The 20,985-nt window shown below is 73.0% G+C and carries 17 protein-coding genes and 1 pseudogene; 9 read left to right on the plus strand and 9 right to left on the minus strand.

What is annotated here, in order from left to right; translation table 11 throughout:
• Positions 1-108 precede the first annotated feature (108 nt).
• The 3 genes from OG500_RS30600 to pheT all read left to right on the plus strand — a co-directional run bounded on the left by OG500_RS30600 (position 109) and on the right by pheT (position 5,119).
• Entirely contained in the window at positions 109-1,242 is a 1,134-nt protein-coding gene (locus OG500_RS30600; RefSeq protein ID WP_327070068.1) for a sensor histidine kinase, read from the plus strand.
• A 236-nt stretch (positions 1,243-1,478) separates the two neighbouring features.
• A complete protein-coding gene (gene pheS, locus OG500_RS30605) occupies positions 1,479-2,600 on the plus strand; it encodes a phenylalanine--tRNA ligase subunit alpha (protein WP_327070069.1) in 1,122 nt (373 codons plus the stop codon).
• Complete coding sequence (gene pheT / locus OG500_RS30610; protein ID WP_329584729.1) at positions 2,600-5,119, plus strand: phenylalanine--tRNA ligase subunit beta; 2,520 nt, start codon at positions 2,600-2,602, stop codon at positions 5,117-5,119. The genes pheS and pheT overlap by 1 nt, the downstream gene beginning before the upstream one ends.
• A gap of 61 nt (positions 5,120-5,180) precedes the next feature.
• On the opposite strand, the gene OG500_RS30615 is transcribed toward pheT, so the two are convergent.
• Positions 5,181-5,867: an MBL fold metallo-hydrolase gene (locus OG500_RS30615; RefSeq protein ID WP_327070071.1), complete on the minus strand. Its 687-nt coding sequence runs from the start codon at positions 5,865-5,867 to the stop codon at positions 5,181-5,183.
• A gap of 98 nt (positions 5,868-5,965) precedes the next feature.
• Complete coding sequence (locus OG500_RS30620) at positions 5,966-6,835, minus strand: 3-hydroxybutyryl-CoA dehydrogenase (RefSeq protein ID WP_327070072.1); 870 nt, start codon at positions 6,833-6,835, stop codon at positions 5,966-5,968.
• A gap of 233 nt (positions 6,836-7,068) precedes the next feature.
• Here OG500_RS30620 and OG500_RS30625 point away from each other — a divergent pair, with 233 nt between their 5' ends.
• Positions 7,069-7,887 carry an SDR family NAD(P)-dependent oxidoreductase gene (locus OG500_RS30625; protein WP_327070073.1) on the plus strand — a complete coding sequence of 273 codons (819 nt, stop codon included), beginning with the start codon at positions 7,069-7,071 and terminating at the stop codon, positions 7,885-7,887.
• Positions 7,888-8,277: 390 nt separating this feature from the next.
• The gene (locus tag OG500_RS30630) at positions 8,278-9,180 is read left to right on the plus strand and encodes an alpha/beta hydrolase (protein WP_329584735.1); all 903 of its coding nucleotides are present in this window, start codon (positions 8,278-8,280) and stop codon (positions 9,178-9,180) included.
• A 25-nt stretch (positions 9,181-9,205) separates the two neighbouring features.
• Here the strand turns inward: OG500_RS30630 and OG500_RS30635 are convergent, their stop codons facing one another.
• The 4 genes from OG500_RS30635 to OG500_RS30650 form a co-directional block, all read right to left on the minus strand.
• The gene (locus OG500_RS30635; protein ID WP_329584738.1) at positions 9,206-10,084 is read right to left on the minus strand and encodes a polysaccharide deacetylase family protein; all 879 of its coding nucleotides are present in this window, start codon (positions 10,082-10,084) and stop codon (positions 9,206-9,208) included.
• 85 nt (positions 10,085-10,169) lie between these two features.
• On the minus strand, positions 10,170-11,762 hold the full coding sequence (locus tag OG500_RS30640) for an alpha-amylase family glycosyl hydrolase (RefSeq protein ID WP_327070076.1): 1,593 nt from the start codon (positions 11,760-11,762) through the stop codon (positions 10,170-10,172).
• Between the two features lie 80 nt (positions 11,763-11,842).
• Complete coding sequence (locus tag OG500_RS30645) at positions 11,843-12,532, minus strand: class F sortase (protein WP_327070077.1); 690 nt, start codon at positions 12,530-12,532, stop codon at positions 11,843-11,845.
• Between the two features lie 143 nt (positions 12,533-12,675).
• Positions 12,676-13,107 (minus strand): hypothetical protein, encoded by a 432-nt coding sequence (locus OG500_RS30650; protein WP_329584743.1) that lies wholly within the window; start codon positions 13,105-13,107, stop codon positions 12,676-12,678.
• Positions 13,108-13,320: 213 nt separating this feature from the next.
• On the opposite strand from OG500_RS30650, the gene OG500_RS30655 reads away from it, so the two are divergent.
• Together OG500_RS30655 and OG500_RS30660 are read left to right on the plus strand one after the other, a co-directional pair.
• Entirely contained in the window at positions 13,321-13,593 is a 273-nt protein-coding gene (locus tag OG500_RS30655) for a DUF1876 domain-containing protein (RefSeq protein WP_327070079.1), read from the plus strand.
• A 100-nt stretch (positions 13,594-13,693) separates the two neighbouring features.
• On the plus strand, positions 13,694-15,619 hold the full coding sequence (locus OG500_RS30660; RefSeq protein WP_327070080.1) for a Xaa-Pro dipeptidyl-peptidase: 1,926 nt from the start codon (positions 13,694-13,696) through the stop codon (positions 15,617-15,619).
• A gap of 46 nt (positions 15,620-15,665) precedes the next feature.
• Here the strand turns inward: OG500_RS30660 and OG500_RS30665 are convergent, their stop codons facing one another.
• On the minus strand, positions 15,666-15,902 hold the full coding sequence (locus tag OG500_RS30665; RefSeq protein WP_327070081.1) for a ferredoxin: 237 nt from the start codon (positions 15,900-15,902) through the stop codon (positions 15,666-15,668).
• Entirely contained in the window at positions 15,899-17,107 is a 1,209-nt protein-coding gene (locus OG500_RS30670; RefSeq protein ID WP_442907080.1) for a cytochrome P450, read from the minus strand. Before OG500_RS30670 ends, OG500_RS30665 begins: the two co-directional genes overlap by 4 nt.
• A gap of 198 nt (positions 17,108-17,305) precedes the next feature.
• On the opposite strand from OG500_RS30670, the gene OG500_RS30675 reads away from it, so the two are divergent.
• On the plus strand, positions 17,306-18,310 hold the full coding sequence (locus OG500_RS30675) for an ATP-binding cassette domain-containing protein (protein ID WP_329584749.1): 1,005 nt from the start codon (positions 17,306-17,308) through the stop codon (positions 18,308-18,310).
• Positions 18,310-19,179: an ABC transporter permease gene (locus OG500_RS30680; RefSeq protein ID WP_327070083.1), complete on the plus strand. Its 870-nt coding sequence runs from the start codon at positions 18,310-18,312 to the stop codon at positions 19,177-19,179. Before OG500_RS30675 ends, OG500_RS30680 begins: the two co-directional genes overlap by 1 nt.
• A gap of 59 nt (positions 19,180-19,238) precedes the next feature.
• Here the strand turns inward: OG500_RS30680 and metG are convergent.
• Positions 19,239-20,969: pseudogene (gene metG, locus OG500_RS30685) on the minus strand (methionine--tRNA ligase); the annotation flags it as partial.
• Positions 20,970-20,985: the final 16 nt, after the last annotated feature.

The raw sequence follows: 20,985 nt of genomic DNA on the forward strand, positions 1-20,985 counted from the left end.
CTGACGGGGGCCGGGCCGGGCGGGGGCCGGGCTGGGCCAGGGGTCCGGTCGGGTGTGCGGTCCGCCAAGGGGGCGCGGCGCACGGATCGGCGGATCGGGAGGGCTCTCATGGTCGGCGGCGAGGACTGGCGGCTGGCCGTGCCGGCTGCCCCACCGCTGGACCCGGACGAGCTGCCGGACGGCCTGGTGATCGCCGACCGGGCCGGCCTGGTGGTCTGCTTCAACCGCGCCGCCGCCCGGCTGACCGGCATCAGCGGGCCCGCCGCGCTCGGCCGCCCGCTGGCCGAGGCGCTGCCGCTGGAGGACTTGGACGGCCGCCGCTGGTGGCAGCTGACCGACCCGTACGGCGGGCTGGCCATCCGCACCCGCCAGCCCGAGCGCAACCTGCTGCTGGCCGGTGCCAACCGCGAGCTGCTGGTCTCCGCCTCCTACCTGCGCGAGCGCCCGCGCGGCCCGCTGCGCCAGCTGGTGGTCGCGCTGCGCGGCACCGAGGCCCGTCGGCGCACCGAGCGCGCGCACGCCGAGCTGATCGCCACCGTGGCGCACGAGCTGCGCTCCCCGCTGACCAGCGTCAAGGGTTTCACCGCGACCCTGCTGAACAAGTGGGAGCGGTTCACCGACGGGCAGAAGCGGCTGATGCTGGAGACGGTGAACTCGGACGCCGACCGGGTCACCCGGCTGATCGCCGAGCTGCTGGACATCTCCCGGATCGACGCGGGCCGGCTGGAGGTGCGCAAGCAGGTGGTGGACCTGGCGGCAGCGGTGCGCCGGCACGTGGAGGGCAAGGTGGCCGCCGGGATCGCGCCCGAGCGCTTCGACATCAGGCTCGCCGAGGACCTGCCGCAGCAGTGGGCGGACCCGGACAAGATCGACCAGGTGCTCGCCAACCTGCTGGAAAACGCGGTGCGGCACGGCGAGGGAACTGTCACCATCGAGGTGGCGCCCGCGAAGGAGATCGTCGAGGCCGCCAGTTGGGAGCACCCGGGCACCCCGCCCCGGATCGTGGAAGGAACGGCGGTCACCGTGAGCGACGAGGGCAGCGGCATCCCGGAGGAGTCGATGCCGCGCGTCTTCACCCGCTTCTGGCGCGGCAGCAAGCGCGGCGGCACCGGCCTGGGCCTCTACATCGTCAAGGGCATCGTCGAGGCGCACGGCGGGACGATCCGGATCGACCGCGCGCCCGGTGGCGGCGCCCGGTTCCGATTTATCCTGCCCGCCGGGGTGCCCGACTTCATGGTCTGACCACAGACCTGCCAGGGGCCCGGCGGGCTGTTGCGACCGGCCGAAAACCAGGCGGTGTGCGCCCTGCGACTACACTCGACCTGGTGTAACGCCCCGTGCGGCCGAGCCGCGGACACCCTCCCCGCCCGAACCGGCGGGGTCTGCCTGCCCGCTGTCCGGCCACGCAGGGCGTGGCGGTTGCGTATCCGCGGTTGCATATCCGAGCACGGACGAGCAGGAGCACGGGAAAGATAGAGATGTCGGCACCCAACAAGTCCTACGACCCGGTAGAGGTTGAGGCATTGAAGCCGGAAGAGGTCGAGCGTGCCCGGGACGAGGCCGTCGCGGCCTTCGCCGCCGCCACCAGCCTGGAGGAGCTGAAGCAGGCCAAGGTCGCGCACACCGGCGACCGCTCCGCGCTCTCGCTGGCCAACCGCGAGATCGGCGCGCTGCCGCCGCAGGCCAAGGCCGCGGCCGGCAAGCTGATCGGCCAGGCCCGCGGCGCGGTCAACCAGGCGTTGGCGAAGCGTCAGACGGAGCTGGAGGCCGAGCGCGACGCGCGCGTGCTGGTCGAGGAGGCGGTGGACGTCACGCTGCCCTACGACCGCGCCCCGCGCGGTGCCCGGCACCCGCTGACCACGCTGGCCGAGCGGATCGAGGACACCTTCGTCGCGATGGGCTACAGCATCGCCTCGGGTCCCGAGGTCGAGGCCGAGTGGCTCAACTTCGACGCGCTCAACCTGGGCCCCGACCACCCCGCGCGCTCGATGCAGGACACCTTCTTCGTCGCCGCCGGCGACGGCTCGCCCGACTCGGGCATGGTGCTGCGCACCCAGACCTCGCCGGTGCAGATCCGCGCGATGCTCGACAAGCAGCCGCCGCTGTACGCCGTCTCGGTCGGCCGGGTCTACCGCACCGACGAGCTGGACGCGACCCACACCCCGGTCTTCCGCCAGGTCGAGGGCATCGCGGTCGACGAGGGCATCACCTTCGCCGACCTCAAGGGCACCATCGAGCTGCTGGTCAGCAAGCTGATCGGGGACGAGCTGGAGCTGCGCTGGCGGCCCTCGTACTTCCCGTTCACCGAGCCGAGCGCCGAGGTGGACCTGGAGTGCTTCGTCTGCCGGGGCGCCAGCGTGGGCAACCCGGACGCGCCGTGCCGCACCTGCTCCTCCGAGGGCTGGATCGAGCTGGGCGGCTGCGGCGTGGTCAACCCGCGGGTGCTCGTCGCCGCCGGGGTGGACCCCGAGCGCTACAGCGGATTCGCCTTCGGCCTGGGCCTGGAGCGGATCCTGATGAACCGTCACAACGTCGCGGACATGCGCGACATGGTCGAGGGTGACGTGCGTTTCACTCTCCCGTTCGGGATGGAGATCTGATGCGCGTCCCGCTTTCCTGGCTGCGCGAGTACGTCGACCTGCCCGCCGGTGTGACCGGTCGGGAGCTGGCCGAGAAGCTGATCCGGGCAGGCCTGGAGGTCGAGACCGTCGAGCAGCTCGGCGCCGACCTCAAGGGCCCGCTGGTGGTCGGCGAGGTGCTGTCGATCGAGGAGCTGACCGGCTTCAAGAAGCCGATCCGGCACTGCTTCGTCAACGTCGGCGACGCCAACGGCACCGGTGAGCCGCAGGAGATCGTCTGCGGCGCCCGCAATTTCAAGGTCGGCGACAAGGTCGTCGTGGTGCTGCCCGGTGCCGTGCTGCCCGGCCCGTTCCCGATCGCGGCCCGCCAGACCTACGGCCAGACCTCGGCCGGCATGATCTGCTCGGCCCGCGAGCTCGGCATGGGCGACGATCACGACGGCATCATCGTGCTGCCCGAGCACTACGAGCCCGGCACCGACGCCATCGAGCTGCTGGAGCTGGTCGACGAGGTGCTCGACATCGCGGTCACCCCCGACCGCGGCTACTGCCTGTCGATGCGCGGCGTGGCCCGCGAGGCCGCCGCCGCGTACGGGCTGCCGCTGGCCGACCCGGCGCTGCTGGACGTGCCGCCGGCCAACTCCTTCGGCTACCTGGTCAAGGTCGCCGACCCGGCCGGCTGCGACCGCTTCGTGGCCCGCACCGTGACCGGCATCGACCCGGGCGCCAAGTCGCCGATCTGGCTGCAGCGCCGCCTGCAGAAGATGCACGTCCGTCCGATCTCGCTGACCGTCGACATCACCAACTACGTGATGCTGGAGGTCGGCCAGCCGCTGCACGCCTACGACCGCGGCCGGGTGGACGGCCCGATCCAGGTGCGCCGCGCGCTCGCCGGGGAGCGGCTGACCACGCTGGACGGCGCCAAGCGCGAACTGTCCACCGAGGACCTGCTGATCTGCGACAACTCCGGGCCGATCGGCCTGGCCGGGGTCATGGGCGGCGCCTCCACCGAGATCATCGACCCGGTGACGGACCCGGAGACCGGCGAGGTCACCGGCTCCACCGAGGTGATCATCGAGGCGGCGCACTTCGACCCGGTCTCCATCGCCCGCACCGCCAAGCGGCACAAGCTGCCCTCCGAGGCCTCCAAGCGCTTCGAGCGCGGCGTGGACCCCGAGGCCGCCCGGGCCGCCGCGCAGCGCGCCGTCGACCTGCTGGTGCTGATCGCCGGTGGCACCGCCGAGGCCGGGGTGACCGACATCGCCGCCCCGCACCCGGTGCGCACCATCACCATCGCCGCCGACCTGCCGGACAAGGTGGCGGGCATGGTGTACGGCCGCGAGACCGTCACCCGCCGGCTGCAGGAGGTGGGCTGCTCGGTGGCGGGCGCCGACCTGCTGGAGGTCACCCCGCCGACCTGGCGCCCCGACCTGACCGACCCCAACGACCTGGCGGAGGAGGTGATCCGGCTGGAGGGCTACGACAACGTCCCCGTCCGGATGCCCACCGTGCCGCCGGGCCAGGGGCTCACCGCCGCCCAGCGCCGGCACCGCCGGGTGGGCGTGGCGCTGGCCGGCGCCGGCTACGCCGAGGTGCACAACTACCCGTTCCTCGGCGCGGCGGCCTTCGACGGCCTCGGCCTGGACGCGGACGACGTGCGCCGGCGCACCGTCAAGCTGGTCAACCCGCTGAACGACGAGGAGCCGGCGCTGCGCACCACGCTGCTGCCGGGCCTGCTCGGCGCCCTGCGGCGCAACATCGGGCGCGGCAACACCGACCTGGCGATCTTCGAGACCGGTCTGGTCTTCCTGCCCGAGGCCGAGCAGCAGGTCGCCCCCCGGCCTGCGATCGACCGCCGGCCGAGCGACGAGGAGATCGCCGCGCTGAACGCCGCGCTGCCGCGCCAGCCGCTGCGGGTGGCCGTCGCGCTGGCCGGGGAGCGGCTGCCCTCCGGCTGGTGGGGCAAGGGCGCGCAGGCGAGCTGGGCGGACGCCGTCGAGGCGGCCCGCACGGTGGCGCGCGCGGCCGGTGTGGAGCTGACGGTCCGTCAGGGCCAGTACGCGCCCTGGCACCCGGGCCGCTGCGCCGAGCTGCTGGTGGCCGGCACCGACCGGGTGGTCGGCCACGCCGGCGAGCTGCACCCGCGGGTGATCAAGGCGCTGCACCTGCCCGAGCGCACCGCGGTCGCCGAGATCGACCTCGACCTGCTGAGCGCCGACGGTGAGCGGACGGTCGAGGGCCCGGCGGTCTCCGGCTACCCGGTCGCCACCCAGGACGTGGCGCTGATCGTGGACGCCGCGGTGCCGGCCGCCGAGGTGGAGGCCGCGCTGCGCGAGGGCGCGGGCGAACTCCTGGAGGCGATCCGGCTGTTCGACGTCTTCACCGGCGAGCAGGTGGGCGAGGGCAAGAAGTCGCTGGCCTACGCGCTGCGCTTCCGGGCCACCGACCGCACGCTGACGGCCGACGAGGCCTCGGCGGCGCGCGAGAGCGCGGTGGCCGCCGCGCTGGCGCGCACCGGCGCGGTGCTGCGCGGGGCGTAGCCGGGAGCTGGTGCGGCGGGAGCCGGTGGCCGTGCGGCCACCGGCTCCCGCCGTCCGCGTCTCAGCCCACCAGCCGGCGCAGGCGCTCGGCGGCTCCGGTGACCATCGCCTCGCCGTGCCCGAAGCAGGCCGTCTCGGTGTCCAACTCGGCCTGCCGGGCCAGGGATTCGGCGGCGCGTTCGGGATCGGTGTTGAACACGCCCAGCCGGGCGTCGTTCCCGACGTTGGCGATGGTGTCCCCGGTGAAGAGCACCCGCGGGCCGGGCAGGTAGATCGCGATGCTGCCGTCGGTGTGGCCGGGGACGGCGAACACCTGGGCGCCGCCGCCGAAGTCGACGGTGTCCCCCTCGTGCAGCTCGCGGTCGACCCGCACCGGGTCGACCGCGGGCAGCGGCGGCAGGCTCGCCCGCAGCTCGCGCTCCCAGTCGGCGACGAACACCGGCTCCGCGGCCGGGCGTTCACCCCGGATCACGGCCGCGTCCGCGGCGCCGGCCAGCACCAGCGCGTCACCCCAGCCGGCCGCCTCGGCGGCGCCGCCGACGTGGTCCTCGTGGCCGTGGGTGATGATGATCCGCTGGATGTCGCCGGGCCGGCGCCCGAGGGAGCGCACCGCCTCGGCGATCGCGGGGGCCGAGCCGCCCGGCCCCGCGTCGATCAGGGTGAGCGCGTCGGCGTCACTCCACAGGTAGGCCTGGCCGACGTCGAAGCGGAGCAGGTGCAGCTGGGGGAGTACCTCCACGAGATCCATGTCCGCAGCCTAGATCGGCGCGGTCCGCGCCGGGTGCTTCGTTCACCGAGGGCTGACGGGCTGACGGGCCGAGGCGTTGCGGGAGCGGGCCGGTCGGCTCAGACGGCGGCCGAGTAGTCGTAGAAGCCGCGGCCGGACTTGCGGCCGAGCAGGCCCGCGTCGACCATCCGGGAGAGGACCGGCGGGGCCGCGTAGAGGGGCTCCTTGTACTCGGCGTACATCGACTCCGCGATCGAGGCGATGGTGTCCAGGCCGATCAGGTCGCACAGGCGCAGCGGGCCCATCGGGTGGGCGCAGCCGGCCTCCATGCCCTTGTCGATGTCGGCGGCGGTGGCCACGCCGGTCTCGAACATCCGCACCGCCGAGAGCAGGTAGGGGACGAGCAGGGCGTTGACCACGAAGCCGGCCCGGTCGCGGGCGCGGATCGGCTCCTTGTCCAGGACCTGGATGGCGAAGGTCTCCACCCGGGTGGTGGTCTCGGCGGAGGTGGTCAGGGTGGGGATCACCTCGACCAGGCGCTGCACGGGGGCGGGGTTGAAGAAGTGCAGGCCGATCACCTGCTCGGGGCGGGAGGTGGCCGCGGCCAGCTTGACGATCGGGATCGAGGAGGTGTTGGAGGCGAGGATCGCGTCGCGCCGGCGCACCACCTGGTCCAGGGTCTGGAAGATCTGGATCTTGATGTCCTCGCGCTCCGCGACCGCCTCGACCACCAGGTCGCGGTCCGCGAAGTCGGCCAGGTCGGTGGTGAAGTTCAGCCGGGCCAGCGCCTGCTCGCGCTGCTCCTCGGTGAGCTTGCCGCGCTTGACGGCGGTCTCCAGCGAGTTGGTCAGCCGGGTGCGGCCCAGCTCCAGGGCCTCGCCGGTGGCCTCCGAGACCAGCACGTCCAGCCCTGCCCGGGCGAAGACCTCGGCGATCCCCGATCCCATGAGTCCGCAGCCGACCACTCCGACGCGCGCGATGTCGCTCACTGAACTTGCCTTTCCCGGGTTACCAGCCGGGCGGGGTCGCCGCCCATGTCGCTCGACGTTACTACTTGCCGGTAGATCAAGGCTCGGGGGCCCCGCGAAACCGGCTACGCCGTTCGCATGAGCCGTGTCCTCCCGCCGTGTGGCCGAGGCGGTCCGGGCGGGTGCAGCCAGCATGCTGTCCGACAGGGCCGGGCCGGACGGCTCAGGCGGATGACGGGGCAGAGGGAGCTGTGATGCGCGGCGGTTCGCTGGCGGGACAGGTGGCGCTGGTCACCGGCGCGGGGCGAGGGCTCGGCCGGGCGATCGCGCTCGGCCTGGCGGCCGAGGGCATGGCGGTGGGGCTGGTCGGCCGCACCCGGGACACGCTCACCGACACGCTCAAGGCCTGCGTGCGGATCGGCGCCAAGGGCGTGGCGGTGCCGGCGGACGTGGCGCGGCCCGGCGCGGTGCGCGAGGCGGTGCGCAGCGTCGAGCGGGACCTGGGCCCGGTGGATCTGCTGGTCAACAACGCCGGGCAGATCGACCAGGCCGAGGTGCCGTTCTGGGAGGCGGACCTCGGGCAGTGGTGGCAGGTGGTGGAGGTCAACCTGCGCGGCCCGGCCAACCTGCTGCGCTGCGTGCTGCCCGGCATGGTGGCGCGCCGGCGCGGGCGGGTGCTCAACCTCAACTCCGGCCTGGCGGTGGGCCGGGACAGCAACTACACCGCCTACGCCACCTCCAAGGGCGCGCTGCTGCAGCTCTCCGGCAACATCGCCGACTCGCTCTCGGCGCACGGTGTGGTGGTGCTCGACATCAGCCCGGGGCCCTCGCCCACCGACATGACCGCCAGGATGCCGCGGTTCGCCGGGATGAAGGAGTGGAACAGCCTGCCCTACCTGGCCGCCATCGCGGTCGACACCGCGCGCGGGCGGTTCGACGCCCTGCACGGTCGGTTCCTGCACGCCGGACAGGACAACCTGGAGAACCTGGTGGCGCAGGCCGCCGAGATCCGGGCGGCCGACGCCCGGACCCTGCGGCTGCGGCCGTACGGCCCGGGCGATCCGCTGGCCTGAGGGCCGGCCCGGGCAGCGGGGCAGCGGGGCGGCCGGGCGGTGGAACCTACCGTAGTAGTGGCCGGCGTGCTGCCGGCTCCGGTCAAGTCGCCTGTGGCTGAAGCTGCCTGATACTTGGTCAACTCTTGACCCGGGGCGGCCCCGGTTCGCCCCGTTCGCCGTCGCGTACAGGTCAACTGGGCAGGCAACTCGCCCTGAAAGGGCCGTCCCGCGGCGCTTGGAACCGGCTGGGCGTGCTCCGCTTCTCCGGTCAACTTCCGCTGACGGTGGGTGGTTTGGCGTCCTTGACAGTTCGTCGAGCGTCTTGCCTATGCTGACGTTCCCCGGCCGGCGGGTGAGGTGCCAGCGGCCCGGTCGCTCTCACCAGCCCGCCCTGTGAAGGAGAGTTCCGTGGCAGACCGTACCGAGCTTGAGAAGATCGTCTTTACCGGTTCCGGCGGTGAACTCGTCGGCAACCTCTTCCATCCGGCCGCCGAGCGCAGTGCCCGGCCAGGGCCGGCCGTGGTGGTCTCGGGATCTTGGACGACGGTCAAGGAGCAGATGGCGGGAGGCTACGCCGAGCGGCTCGCCGAGGCCGGATTCCGGGCGCTCGCCTTCGACTTCCACGGCTACGGCGAGTCGGGCGGCGCCCCCCGCGAACTTGAGGAGCCCGAGCGCAAGAGCATCGACATCGCCGCCGCCGTCGACTACCTGCGTTCGCGCGAGGACGTGGCCGCCGACCGGGTCGGCGCGCTCGGCATCTGTGCCGGTGCCGGGTACAGCGCCGCTGCCGCCGCCCGCGGCGCGGGCCTGCGCTCGCTGGCGATGGTCGCGCCCTGGCTGCACGACGACGAGCTGCTGCTGGAGCTCTACGGCGGGGCCGAGCAGGTCGCGGCGCGGCGCGAGCGGGGCGCCGAGGCCGCGGTGCGGTACCGGGAGAGCGGCGAGGTGCGCTATGTGCCCGCGGTCAGCCGGGACGACCAACGGGCGGCCATGGTCGGCGCGTTCGACTACTACCTGGACGAGTCCAGGGGCGGCCTCCCGCAGTGGACCAACCGGTTCGCCGAAATGGGTTGGCTGGGCTGGCTCGGCTTCGACGCGTTCGCGGCCGTCCCGGGCGTCACGGTGCCGACCGTCCTGGTGCACAGCCGCGACGCCGCGATCCCGGCCGGCGCCGAGCGGTTCCACGCGGAGTTGGGTGCGCCCAAGGAACTGCACTGGCTGCCGGGCACGCAGTTCGACTTCTACGACGACGAGGCCACCGTGACAGCCGCGCTGGACCGGGTGCTGGCCCACTTCCGGGCCACGCTCTGAGCGCGACCAGCGGTACCGGAGCGGGTCACGAGCAGAGCTGACTGGCCGTCACCGCGCTCAGGCCGCGCTGCTGGAGCGCCTCCAGAACGGCCGGCAGCGCGTCCACCGTGCCCTGGTGGCCCATGTGCAGGGCGACGATCGAACCGGGCTTGATCGAGCCGAGCATCCGGCGCTGGATCACCTCCGCCCCCGGGTCGGCGTAGTCGCGCGGGTCCAGGTCGTAGGAGAGGCAGTGCTCGTAGCCCGCCTTGCGGGCCTGGGCCTTCACCCGGGCGGTGGCGAACTGCGCGGCCGAGGGGCGGAACCACCGTCCGATCGAGCCGGTCAGTTCCTTGAGCCGGTCCGCGCAGCCGGCGATCTCGGCGTAGGCCTGGTCCGCGGAGAGCGAGCAGATGTCCAGGTGGTTGAGGGTGTGGTTGCCCAGCTCGTGGCCGCCGTCCAGGATCCGCTTGGCCATCTGCGGCTGCTGGTCCAGCCAGCTGCCGACCACCAGCACGGTGACCTTGGCGCCGTGCTGCTCGGCCGCCGTCAGCAGGGCGGTGGCCAGCTCCGGGTCGCCCTGCCCGTGGAAGGTCAGCGCGACCTGCGGGCGGTCGGGCGGCCCGCTGATCACCTCGGCCGGGGTGCCTGCGGCCAGCGGCGGCTGGTCCGGCGGACCGGGCGAGGCACCGGCGGCCGCCGGTGAGCCGCTCACGGCGGCGCTGGGCGTCGCGGCCGGGATCCGGTTGGGCGTCAGCACCGTCGGGGCGCCCGGCGCGGGGCTCGGGTGCTCCGGGTGGCCCGCGCCGGTGGCCCCGCCACCGGTGGCGGCCTCCTGGCCGCAGCCGGTGAGCAGGCCGCCGGCCGCGGTCAGAGTGGCCAGCTGGGCAGTGGTCCGCAGGATGCTGCGGCGGTTCACACTCATCGCGAACCAGCATAAAGACGGACGAATCACCGTGCGAGCCGAAGTGGGCCCTTCGGTGGTGACCCGAGCGGATGGTGACGCCGGGTCAGAGGCGGAAGACCCCGTACGCGAACCCCTCGGCACGTACCCGATCGCCCTCGGCCGTCACCCCGTGGACCAGCAGCGGCTCGGCCGTACGCCCCGCGAGCTGCGGCAGGGCCAGTGCGGCCGGGGCGCGGCGCGGGTTGACCACCACCAGGTGGCGCTCGCCGCGCAGATAGGCGAACGGGTAGCCGTCGCTGAGCGCGGTCACCGTGCAGTCCGTGCCGAGCTCGGGCGTGTCGCGGCGCAACCGGATCAGCCGCCGGACGTGGCTCAGCGGCGAGTCGGGATCCGGCCGCTGGGCGGCGACGCTCGGGCGCTGCGGGTCCGGGTCCAGCGGCAGGTAGAAGTCGGCGGGCGGGGCGCCCGAGAAGCCGGCGCCCGGGCTGTCGTCCCACTGCATCGGGGTGCGCGAGCCCTGGCGCGCCTCGGTGCCGAACTGACTGCCCTCCTTGTCGGGCAGGCCGGGCACGTAGCGCATGCCGATCTCGTCGCCGTAGTAGATCACCGGCAGGCCGGGCCAGGTCAGCAGGAAGGCGAAGGCGCAGGCCAGCTGCTCACGGGTGCGCGGGCCGCAGGACAGCCGGGAGAAGTCGTGGTTGGCGGTGGGCAGGGCCACCAGTCCCCGGCCGTCGATCGCGGCCTCGGCGTCCCGCCAGGCGGTCAGGAACTCGGCCATCGAGCCGCCGCCCTCCGGGTCGAAGTAGCAGGGCTCCCCGTGCGCCCAGCTGCCCTGGCTGCCGGTGCCGTTGTCCCACAGCGAGCGCAGCCCGCGCCCGTTGAAGTGCAGGAAGAAGTCCGCGTGCAGCCCGGCGGGGACCGAGCGGGCCGGGTCGCCCCACTCGGCGATCAGCACCCGGTCGGGGTGCTCGCGGTCCAGCCAGCCGCGCATCTCGCCCCAGAGCTTGGCGGTCTCCAGGTGCCCGGGGTCGTCCTTGACCAGCGAGGCGGCCATGTCCACCCGGAAGCCGGCCACCCCGAGCGCGAACCAGTGCGCCATGATCTCGCGCAGCGCGGCCCGGTTGGCCCGCGGGCCCGGCGCGTCCACCGGGCTGCGCCAGGGCTCGGCCGGGTCGGGGCGGGCGTAGCCGAAGTTGAGGGCGGGCTGGATCGGATAGAAGTTGGCCCGGTAGAAGCCGCCGCGCCGGCCCTGGTTGGGGATCCACTCGTGCACCGGGGCGGCGATCCGCTCGGACCAGATGTAGCGGTCGTCGGCGGGGTCGTGCGCGGCCTGCCGGAACCACGGGTGGCGGTGCGAGGTGTGGCCGGGCACCAGGTCGAGCAGCACCCGGATGCCGCGCTCGCCGGCCGCCCGGACCAGCTCGGCGAGGTCCTGGTTGCTGCCGTAGCGCGGGGCGATGGTCAGGTAGTCGGCCACGTCGTAGCCCGCGTCGCCGAACTCGGAGCTGAAGCACGGGCTGAGCCACAGGGCCGTCACCCCGAGGGCGGCCAGGTGGTCCAGGCGGGCGGTGACGCCCGGCAGGTCGCCGATGCCGTCACCGTTCGAGTCGGCGAAGGACTGCGGGTAGATCTGGTAGAGGACGGCGTCGGCGAGCCAGCTGGGGACGGCGGGCTGACGGGCGCTCAGGGGGTCCATGGGCCTGCTCCTCCTCGGTGGGGGGACCGCGAGAAGCCGCCAGACTATGGGGCGACGGTGGCGGCTGTCCGCCGATCCGATCAGGATTCCCGCAAGCCGGTGAGGTGGGCGAAGACCACCACGTTGGCGGTGTAGTCGGCGCGCTTGCGGTCGTAGACGCCGCCGCAGGTGATCAGGCGCAGCTGTGCGTTGGGGGACTTGCCGTAGACCCGGTCGTCCGGGAACTGGTCCTTGGGGAAGACCTCCACGCTGTCCACCGTGAAGGTTGCGGTCACCTTGTCGTCCCGGGCCACGTCGACGGTGGCGCCCTTGGTGAGCGCGCTCAGGCTCCAGAAGACGGCGGGCGCCGTCTTGGTGTCGACGTGGCCCAGCACGATCGCCGTGCCCTTGTTGCCGGGCACCGTGCCGGCCTGGTACCAGCCGACCAGGTTGGTGTCGTTCGGCGGCGGCGGGTTGAGCACGCCGTTCGCGCCCAGGCCGAGGCCGGTGAAGGGCGCGTTGACGCCGATGGCCGGGATGGTCAGCCGGACGGGGTGCGCGTCGGGGACGACACGGACGGGGGCGCGCTGCACGGGGGTGGCGCTCGCGCTGGGCGAGGCGGCCACGACGGCCCTGGTCTGCGGCGGGAGCGGGGGCGGCGAGCCGGCGTGGCGGATCATCACCAGGCCGAGCACGCAGGCGCCCACGGCGGCGAACAGCACGCTGCGACGCTGGCGGCCGAGCGATTCGGTGGTGGGCGGGTCACCGTTCGGATCGGCGTGGTTGCCCATGGCGGGGAGCCTTTCTGCGGGGCGGGGCGAGCGGGGTGAGGCGGTACCGGGCCGGACGGCGCTGCGCTGCGGCCGGTACGCCCTGCGCGCCGTGCCACCGCCGGGGACAGGGCGGTGGCACGGCGCGCGCGGGAAGCGGTGGCTCAGTACTCGCTCGGACGGCGGCGGCGCAGCGCGAGCGCCCCCACGCCGAGGCCGCCGACCAGCAGCGCCGCGCCGGTGACCGCGCTGCCGCTGTTCAGCGCCGCGAAGCCGCCGCCGGTGTGCACACCACCGTGCGGGCGGCGGCCGTCCTCGTCGCGGCCCTTGTCCTGGTCCCTGTCCTTGTCCCTGCCGTCGTCCCAGCGCTTGTCGCGGTCCTTGTCGCGGTCGTCGCCGCGCTTGTCGTCGCCCTTCTTGTCATCGCCCTTCTGGTAGCCGTCCTGCGCCTTCTTCGCGTCATCGGTGGTGGAGGTCGACGAGGTCGCCGGCCGGCTGCCGTGGCCGGCGGGGTCGGCGAAGGCGACGGCGGGGGCGGCCAGGCTCAGCGCGGCGGCGGAGAGGGTGGCAGCGGCCAGGTGACATACACGACGCATGGTTGAGTTCCCTTCGCACACGACGGACGGGCCGACAGGCCGTCGACCAGGGGAACATCCGGGGGTGCATGCTCCACCGTCCGCTGCGCCCGGTGACCGTGCCACCACACAGCGTGCGAACGTGTGACGGTCGGTTCGCAGCGTCGGTTCGCCGCTCACTGTGGGTGAGGCCGGGCGGGTGCATCCTGGAGGTGAGTGCTGGAGGTGACGGTGATGACACACACGCTGGTCGGTTGGCACATCGAGCTGGAGTTCACCGAGCAGGAGAGCCACACCAGGGCGGCCGCCCTGGTCAGACTGCCGGACGGACGGGAGCTGCGGGCGCACGGCGACACCAGTCGCCACCCCGCCGACCCGGAGCAGTTGCGGGTGGGTGAGGAGGTGGCCGCCGCCCGGGCCTTGCAGGACCTGGCCCGGCAGCTGCTGGAGAAGGCGCACGGGGAGATCGACGAACTCGGGCCGGTGCCGAGCTATCCGCTGATGTGAGGCGGGGCGCGGCAGCCGGGGTGAGGGGCGGGCGCGGCGGCGCGGCTCTGTTCTGTACCTGACGAATCAACATGGACATGACGGGGTACGGTCTCCGCTTGTGAGATCTCACCGCATCCGTCCGGTGGCGGCCCTCGCCACCGTGTTGCTCGCATTCGCCGCCGCGCTGCTCGCCCCTGCCGGCGCGGCCTGGGCCGGCACCGTCCACAACGGTGCCAGCCAGCCCGTCTACTCCTACGCCAACGCCGTCCGGGAGACCGTCTGGGTCGACACCGGTCTGGACGGGGAGGGCGACGGCCACCGGGACCGGGTGGCCGCCGACATCATCCGCCCCAAGGAGCCGGCGGCGGCCGGCCAGAAGATACCCGTGATCATGGATGCCAGCCCGTACTACAAATGCTGCGGGCGCGGCAACGAGGACCAGGTCAAGACCTATGACGCGCAGGGCCGTCCGGTCCAGTTCCCGCTCTACTACGACAACTACTTCGTCCCGCGCGGCTACGCGGTGGTGCTGGTCGACCTGGCGGGCACCAACCGCTCGGACGGCTGCGTGGACGTCGGCGGCACCTCGGACGTGACCAGCGCGAAGGCCGTGATCGACTGGCTGAACGGGCGGGCCACCGGCTACAGCGCCCGCACCGGCGGCAGCGCGGTCAAGGCCGGCTGGGCCAACGGCTCGGTCGGCATGATCGGCAAGTCCTGGGACGGCACCATCGCCAACGGCGTGGCGGCCACCGGGGTCGCCGGCCTCAAGACGATCGTGCCGATCTCCGCGATCAGCTCGTGGTACGACTACTACCGCTCCCAGGGCGCCCCGCTCTACGGCGGCACCCCCGCGGACCTGTCCAGCCTGGTCGAGGATCCGGGGACCACCAGCACCTGTGCCGCCGAGCAGTCCACGCTCGCCGACGGCGCCCCCTACGACGGCGACTGGACGCCGCTGTGGCAGCAGCGCGACTACGTGGCCGACGCGGCCAAGGTGAAGGCCAGCGTCTTCGTGGTGCACGGGATGCAGGACCTCAACGTACGGACCGTCAACTTCGGGCAGTGGTGGGACGCGCTGGCCGCGAACGGGGTGCAGCGCAAGATCTGGCTCTCCCAGACCGGGCACGTCGACCCGTTCGACTACCGGCGCAGCGCCTGGGTGGACACCCTGCACAGCTGGTTCGACCACTACCTGATGGGCGTGGACAACGGGATCCAGAACGCGCCGATGGCCGACGTCGAGCGGGCCCCCGACCAGTGGTCCACCGATGCGACCTGGCCCGCGCCCGGCACCGTGCAGAGCACCGTGCACCTCAACCCCGGCACGCTGGGCGGCTCCTCGAACAGCGGGACGGTCTCCTTCACCGACGACCCGAGTCAGGACGAGAACGCCTGGGCGGCCCAGGTCGACCAGGTCACCCCGGACAAGACGGCCTTCACCACCGGGGCGCTCACCAAGGACCTGCGGCTTTCGGGCAGCGGCTCGGTGAGCCTGACGGTGACGTCGAGCACCAGCAGCGCCCATCTCAGTGCGGTGCTGGTGGACCTCGGTCCGGCCACCATCCGCAACTACCAGGCCGACGGGGCGGGCATCAAGACGCTGACCACCCGCTCCTGCTGGGGCCAGAGCACGGCCGGTGACAGCGCCTGCTTCCTGGACACGGCCGCGGACACCAGCCAGGTCGACGCGACCGTCTTCAGCCGGGGTTGGGCGGACCTGGGGCACTACGCGGGGCTGGACCACACGGTCGCGCTCACGCCCGGCACGCCGTACCGGATGACCGTGCAACTGGCGGCCACCGACCACGTGGTGCCGGCCGGGCACCGGCTGGCGCTGATCGTGGCGGGCACCGACAACGGGCTGATCGACCCGCCGGACACCCAGCCGACCCTGAGCGTCGACCTGGCCGACTCCTCGCTGCAGCTGCCGCTGGTCGGCGGCGCCGCGCACCTGCCGGTCGGCAAGGCGCCGACGGTCCGTGCCGCGGTCGTGCCGCCGGCGCAGCGTCAGGCGCCGCACGCAAGGGCGGACTTCCGCTAGCTGCCCGGTGGGCGGCGCCCTGAACCACAGGGCGCCGCCCACCGGTTCACCAGAGCGGGGCGACCCGTTCGCCGGTGCCGGCCCGATGGACGGCGATCGCCTCCATCGGGCACAGCTCGGCGGCGTCGGTGACCTCCGCCAGCGCGTCGGAGCGCGGCCGGCGCGGGCGGGCCCGGCCGTCCGGGCCGAGTTCGAGGTCGGCGGGGGCGGTGGCGGCGCACAGTCCGGTGCCCACGCAGCGGGCCCGGTCCACCGAGACCACCACCTCCTGCCCGGCGCTCACCAGGTCACCGGCAGGGACTGCGGGCTGCGGGTGAGCAGGCCGGTGCGCCAGGCGAGCTGCTCGACCGGCACCGCCAGCCGCAGTCCGGGCAGCCGCCGGGCCAGGCGGTGCAGGGCCAGCTCCAGCTCCATCCGGGCCAGCCAGGCGCCCAGGCAGTGGTGCGGCCCGGCGCCGAAGGTCAGGTGCGGCGTGGCCGGCGGCTCGAACAGGCTCGTGCGCCAGTCGCCGGGATAGGTCTCGGGGTCGTGATTGGCGGCGAAGGTGTCGGCGGCCACCACGTCGCCGGCCGAGATCAGCACCCCGCCGATCTCGACGTCCGCGACCGCCCGGCGCAGCAGGCCCGGCGTGACGTTGCGGTCGCCGAGCGGCACTGCGCGCAGCAGTTGTTCGGCCACCGCGCCCGCCCGCTCCTCGCTGTCCGCCAGTGCGTGCCAGGCCGTGCGGTTCTCGTCGAGCAGGTACACCAGCGCGTTGCCGAGCGAGGTGATGGTGGTCTCGTGACCGGCCACCACCAGTCCGACGACCAGGGTGACGATCTGCGGCTCCGTCACCTCGCCGTCCTGGTCGGCCGCCTGGACCAGCGAACTCACCAGGTCGTCGGTCGGCTTGCCGCGGCGCTCGGCCACCAGCTGCCCGGCGAACTCGCCGAACTCCCGCATCGCCGTCATGACCTCCTGCGGGGTGTAGGCGCTGGTCGACAGCGCCTGGTCGCTCCAGCGGGAGAGCCGCTCGAAGTCGACCCCGTCCAGGCCCATCAGGCGGCTGATCACCGCGACCGGCAGCGGCCTGCCGACGGCGGCGACCAGGTCCACCGGGCGCTCGGCGGTGCTCAGTGCGTCGAGCAGTTCCTCCACCACCAAGGCCACCCAGGGCCGCCACCGGGCGATCGCCCGGGGCGTGAAGGCCCGCTGCACGGTGCGGCGCAGGCGCTGGTGCTCGGGGCCGTCCAGGTTGAGCAGGCCGTCCGGGGCGTCCGTCAGGTTCGGGTACGGGGTCAGCAGGGGTGCGTTCGGGGCGTAGAGCTCGGCACGGCCCAGCCGCGGATCGGTGAGCACCTGGCGGACGTCGGCGTGCCGGCGCACCATCCAGACCGGGGTGCCGGTGAGCAGTTCGGTGCGGGTGGGCGGTCCGGGTTCCATGGCGCGCAGGCAGTGCAGGGGGACCAGCGGGAGGGCGGCGGGCGTGTCACGGTGGTCGGGAGTCACGGCAACCTCCAGGCGTCAGCGGCTCGCTACCGACGGTAAGGGGTCGTGCTCGGGTCAACCAGGGGGCGTGCAAGCCCACTTAGGGCGCACTGCGGTGTGTGCAGGGGCGCGGACCGGGCGCGCGCCCGCGCGCCTCCTGCTTGCCGGGTCCCCCGGCCGGGCGCATCGTGGAGGAAGGGCTCAGGAACGAGGTGTCCAGTGGCCTGGAAGCAGGCTGGCGCGCCGGACGGGCGTCCCGGGCCGGACGAGGCGGCGGGCGCGGTGATCCGGACGGCGGCGCTGACCAAGGTCTACCCCAAGAGCGAGGTCGCCGCCGTGGACCGGCTCGACCTCGTGGTGAACCGGGGTGAGCTGTTCGGCCTGCTCGGCCCCAACGGCGCGGGCAAGACCACCACCGTCGGCATGCTCACCACCCGGGTGGTCCCGACCTCGGGCGGGGCCTGGATCGGCGGGATCGACGTGATCGGCCGCTCGACGCTGGTCAAGCAGGTCATCGCGGTCGTCTCGCAGCAGAACACGCTGGACCGCTCGCTGACCGTGCGGGAGAACCTCGTCTTCCACGGGCTGCTCTTCGGCCTGGCGGGCCGCGCTGCCCGGCGCACCGCGGACGAGCTGCTGGAGCGCTTCCACCTCGGCCGCTGGGCCGACGCCTCGGTCTTCGCGCTCTCCGGCGGCATGGCCCAGCGGTTGATGGTGGCCCGGGCGATCTACCACCGCCCCGCCGTGCTCTTCCTGGACGAGCCGACCGCCGGGCTGGACCCGCAGAGCCGGCTCGCGCTCTGGGAGATCCTGGCCGAGCTGATCGCCGAGGGCCAGACCATCCTGCTCACCACCCACAACATGGACGAGGCCGACCAGCTCTGCGACCGGGTGGCGATCATCGACCACGGCCGGGTGCTGGCCCTGGACACCCCGGCCGCGCTCAAGCAGGCGGTGGACGCCGACACCGTGGTCACCGTGTCGGCCGCGGGGGAGCCGGCCGCGCTGGCCGAGCTGCTCAGCCGCGAGGTGGGCGGGGTCAACCGGGCCCGGCTGCTGCCCGGCGGGGTGGAGCTCCAGGTCAAGGGCGGCGCCAACCGGCTGCTGCCCCGGGTGCTGGGCGCGGCCGAGGCCGGCGGCTTCGAGGTGGCCGACCTGTCGGTGGCCGAGCCCACGCTGGAGACCGTCTTCATCAGCCTGACCGGGAAGGAGCTGCGGGACTGATGACCACCACGACCCTGCCCATGATCAGCGTCCGCCCGCCGCGCTCGGCCTTCGCCGCCTCCCGGGCGGCGCTCGGTGCCCTGATCAAACGCGACCTGCTGGTGCTGCGCAAGAACTTCGGCGAGTTCGCCGGCCGGACCGTCATGCAGCCGCTGCTGCTGGTCTTCGTCTTCCTGTACGTCTTCCCGACCATCGGACAGGGAGTGGGCTCGGGTGGTGGCCGCAGCGGGGAGTCCGACTTCGCCACCGTGCTGGTGCCCGGGGTGGTCGCGGTGACCATCATGTTCCAGGGCATCCAGTCGGTGGCGATCCAGCTCTCCCAGGAGTTCGGCTACACCCGGGAGATCGAGGACCGGGTGCAGGCACCCTGCCCGCTCTGGCTGGTCGCGGTGGCCCGGGTGCTCTCCGGCTCGGCCCAGGGGCTGATCTCGGCGGTGCTGGTCTTCCCGATCGCGGCCGTGGTGCACGCGCCGGGGGTGCACGCGCACCTGTCGGTGCACTGGTGGGTGGTGATCACCCTGATCCCGCTGGCCTGCCTGGCGATGACCTCGCTCGGGCTGGTGCTCGGCACCACCTTCGAACCGCGCAACATCGGGCTGATGTTCGGCTTCATCGTGCTGCCGCTGGTCTTCCTCGGCGGCACCTACTACCAGTGGACCAAGCTGGGGGCCGTGCAGGTCGGCGGGTTCCCCTGGCTGCAGACCCTGGTGCTGGTCAACCCGCTGATCTACATCGCCGAGGGCATGCGGGCGGGGCTGACCGACGCCTCGCACCTGCAGCTGTACGTGGTCTACCCGGTGCTGATCGCGTTCTGCGTGATCTTCCTGAGCCTGGGGCTGCGCAACTTCCGGCGCCGGGTGCTCTCCTGAAGCGCCGGGGCCCGGCCACCGTGCGGTGACCGGGCCCCGGGGAAACGGCTCCGGGCGGGCTACTGCGCGCCGAACCGCTCGCGCCAGGCCGCCAGGTCCTCGTCCGTGATCTTGGCGAAGAGCACCGGCGGGATGGTGAAGCCGGTTCCGGCCGCGACGAAGTCCAGCTCGGCGGCCTGCTCGGCCGTCACCCACAGCGGGTCGCCGGCCTCGGCACCCGCGAAGGCCGAGCGCATCACGGCGCTGGTGCCCGGGATGAAGGGCGCCGAGATGACCCCGTACAGGTGGATCAGGTTCATCGCGGTGCGCAGCGTGAGCGCGGCGCCGGCCTCGTTGGTCTTGATCTCCAGCCAGGGGGCCTTGGTCTCCAGGTAGACGTTGCCCGCGCTCCACAGCGCACGCAGCGCCTGGGACGCCTTGCGGAACTGCAGGGTGTCCAGGTGGTTCTGGTACTCGGCCAGCAGACCCGCGATCTCCGCACCCAGCGCCCGCTCGGCCTCGCCCGGCGCCTCGCCCGCCGGGACGGTGTCGCCGAAGCGCTTGAGCGAGAAGGAGAGCACCCGGTTGACGAAGTTGCCCAGGGTGTCGGCCAGGTCCTTGTTGACCGTGGCGGCGAAGATCTCCCAGCTGAAGCTGGTGTCGTCGGACTCCGGGGCGTTGGCCATCAGGAAGTAGCGCCAGTAGTCGGCCGGCAGCAGTTCGAGCGCGGCGTTGGTGAAGATGCCGTGCTGCTGGCTGGTGGAGAACTTGCCGCCGTAGTAGTTCAGCCAGTTGAAGGCCTTGACGTAGTCGACCTTCTTCCACGGCGCCCGGGTGCCGATGATGGTGGCCGGGAACATCACGGTGTGGAACGGGACGTTGTCCTTGGCCATGAACTCGGTGTAGCGCACGTCGTCGGCCTCGTACCACCAGGACTTCCAGTCGCGGTTGGCCGGGTCGGCGTCGGACCACTCCTTGGTGGCGCCGATGTACTCGATCGGGGCGTCGAACCAGACGTAGAAGACCTTGCCCTCGGCGGCGAGCGCGGGCCAGGTGTCGGCCGGCACCGGCACGCCCCAGTCCAGGTCGCGGGTGATGGCCCGGTCGTTGAGGCCCTCGGTCAGCCACTTGCGAGCGATCGAGGAGGCCAGCGTCGGCCACTCCTTGCCGTGCTCGTCGATCCAGGCCTCGACCTCGCCGGCCAGCTTGGACTGCAGCAGGAAGAGGTGGGTGGTCTCGCGGACCTCCAGCTCGGTGGAGCCGCTGACCGCCGAGCGCGGGTTGATCAGGTCGGTCGGGTCCAGCAGGCGGGTGCAGTTCTCGCACTGGTCGCCGCGGGCCTTGTCGTAGCCGCAGTGCGGGCAGGTGCCCTCGATGTAGCGGTCCGGCAGGAAGCGGCCGTCGGCGATCGAGTAGACCTGCCGGATCGCGCGCTCCTCGATGAAGCCGTTGGCCTTCAGCTCGCGGGCGAACTCCTGGGTGATCTCCCGGTTCTGCTGCGAGGAGCTGCGGCCGAAGTAGTCGAAGGAGAGCTCGAATCCGTCGTAGATCGCCTTCTGCGCGTCGTGCTGGGCGGCGCAGAAGTCCGCCACCGACTGGCCGGCGGCCTTGGCGGCCAGCTCGGCCGGCGTGCCGTGCTCGTCGGTCGCGCAGATGTAGAGCACCTCGTGGCCGCGCTGGCGCAGGTACCGGGAGTAGACGTCCGCCGGGAGCATGGACCCCACCATGTTCCCCAGGTGCTTGATCCCGTTGATATAGGGAAGCGCGCTGGTGATCAGGTGTCGAGCCATCCTGGGATGCTCCCGTTCATGTTGGTGGTAGAGCGAA

The sequence above is a fragment of the Kitasatospora sp. NBC_01250 genome (assembly GCF_036226465.1).
Taxonomy (GTDB): domain Bacteria; phylum Actinomycetota; class Actinomycetes; order Streptomycetales; family Streptomycetaceae; genus Kitasatospora.

What these genes read in the sequence shown, in the direction of transcription:
- OG500_RS30600 (WP_327070068.1), top strand. Translation starts at nt 109, where the DNA reads ATGGTCGGCGGCGAGGACTGGCGGCTGGCCGTGCCGGCTGCCCCACCG.
- pheS (WP_327070069.1), top strand. Translation starts at nt 1,479, where the DNA reads ATGTCGGCACCCAACAAGTCCTACGACCCGGTAGAGGTTGAGGCATTG.
- pheT (WP_329584729.1), top strand. Translation starts at nt 2,600, where the DNA reads ATGCGCGTCCCGCTTTCCTGGCTGCGCGAGTACGTCGACCTGCCCGCC.
- OG500_RS30615 (WP_327070071.1), bottom strand. Translation starts at nt 5,867, where the DNA reads ATGGATCTCGTGGAGGTACTCCCCCAGCTGCACCTGCTCCGCTTCGAC.
- OG500_RS30625 (WP_327070073.1), top strand. Translation starts at nt 7,069, where the DNA reads ATGCGCGGCGGTTCGCTGGCGGGACAGGTGGCGCTGGTCACCGGCGCG.
- OG500_RS30635 (WP_329584738.1), bottom strand. Translation starts at nt 10,084, where the DNA reads ATGAGTGTGAACCGCCGCAGCATCCTGCGGACCACTGCCCAGCTGGCC.
- OG500_RS30640 (WP_327070076.1), bottom strand. Translation starts at nt 11,762, where the DNA reads ATGGACCCCCTGAGCGCCCGTCAGCCCGCCGTCCCCAGCTGGCTCGCC.
- OG500_RS30645 (WP_327070077.1), bottom strand. Translation starts at nt 12,532, where the DNA reads ATGGGCAACCACGCCGATCCGAACGGTGACCCGCCCACCACCGAATCG.
- OG500_RS30650 (WP_329584743.1), bottom strand. Translation starts at nt 13,107, where the DNA reads ATGCGTCGTGTATGTCACCTGGCCGCTGCCACCCTCTCCGCCGCCGCG.
- OG500_RS30655 (WP_327070079.1), top strand. Translation starts at nt 13,321, where the DNA reads ATGACACACACGCTGGTCGGTTGGCACATCGAGCTGGAGTTCACCGAG.
- OG500_RS30680 (WP_327070083.1), top strand. Translation starts at nt 18,310, where the DNA reads ATGACCACCACGACCCTGCCCATGATCAGCGTCCGCCCGCCGCGCTCG.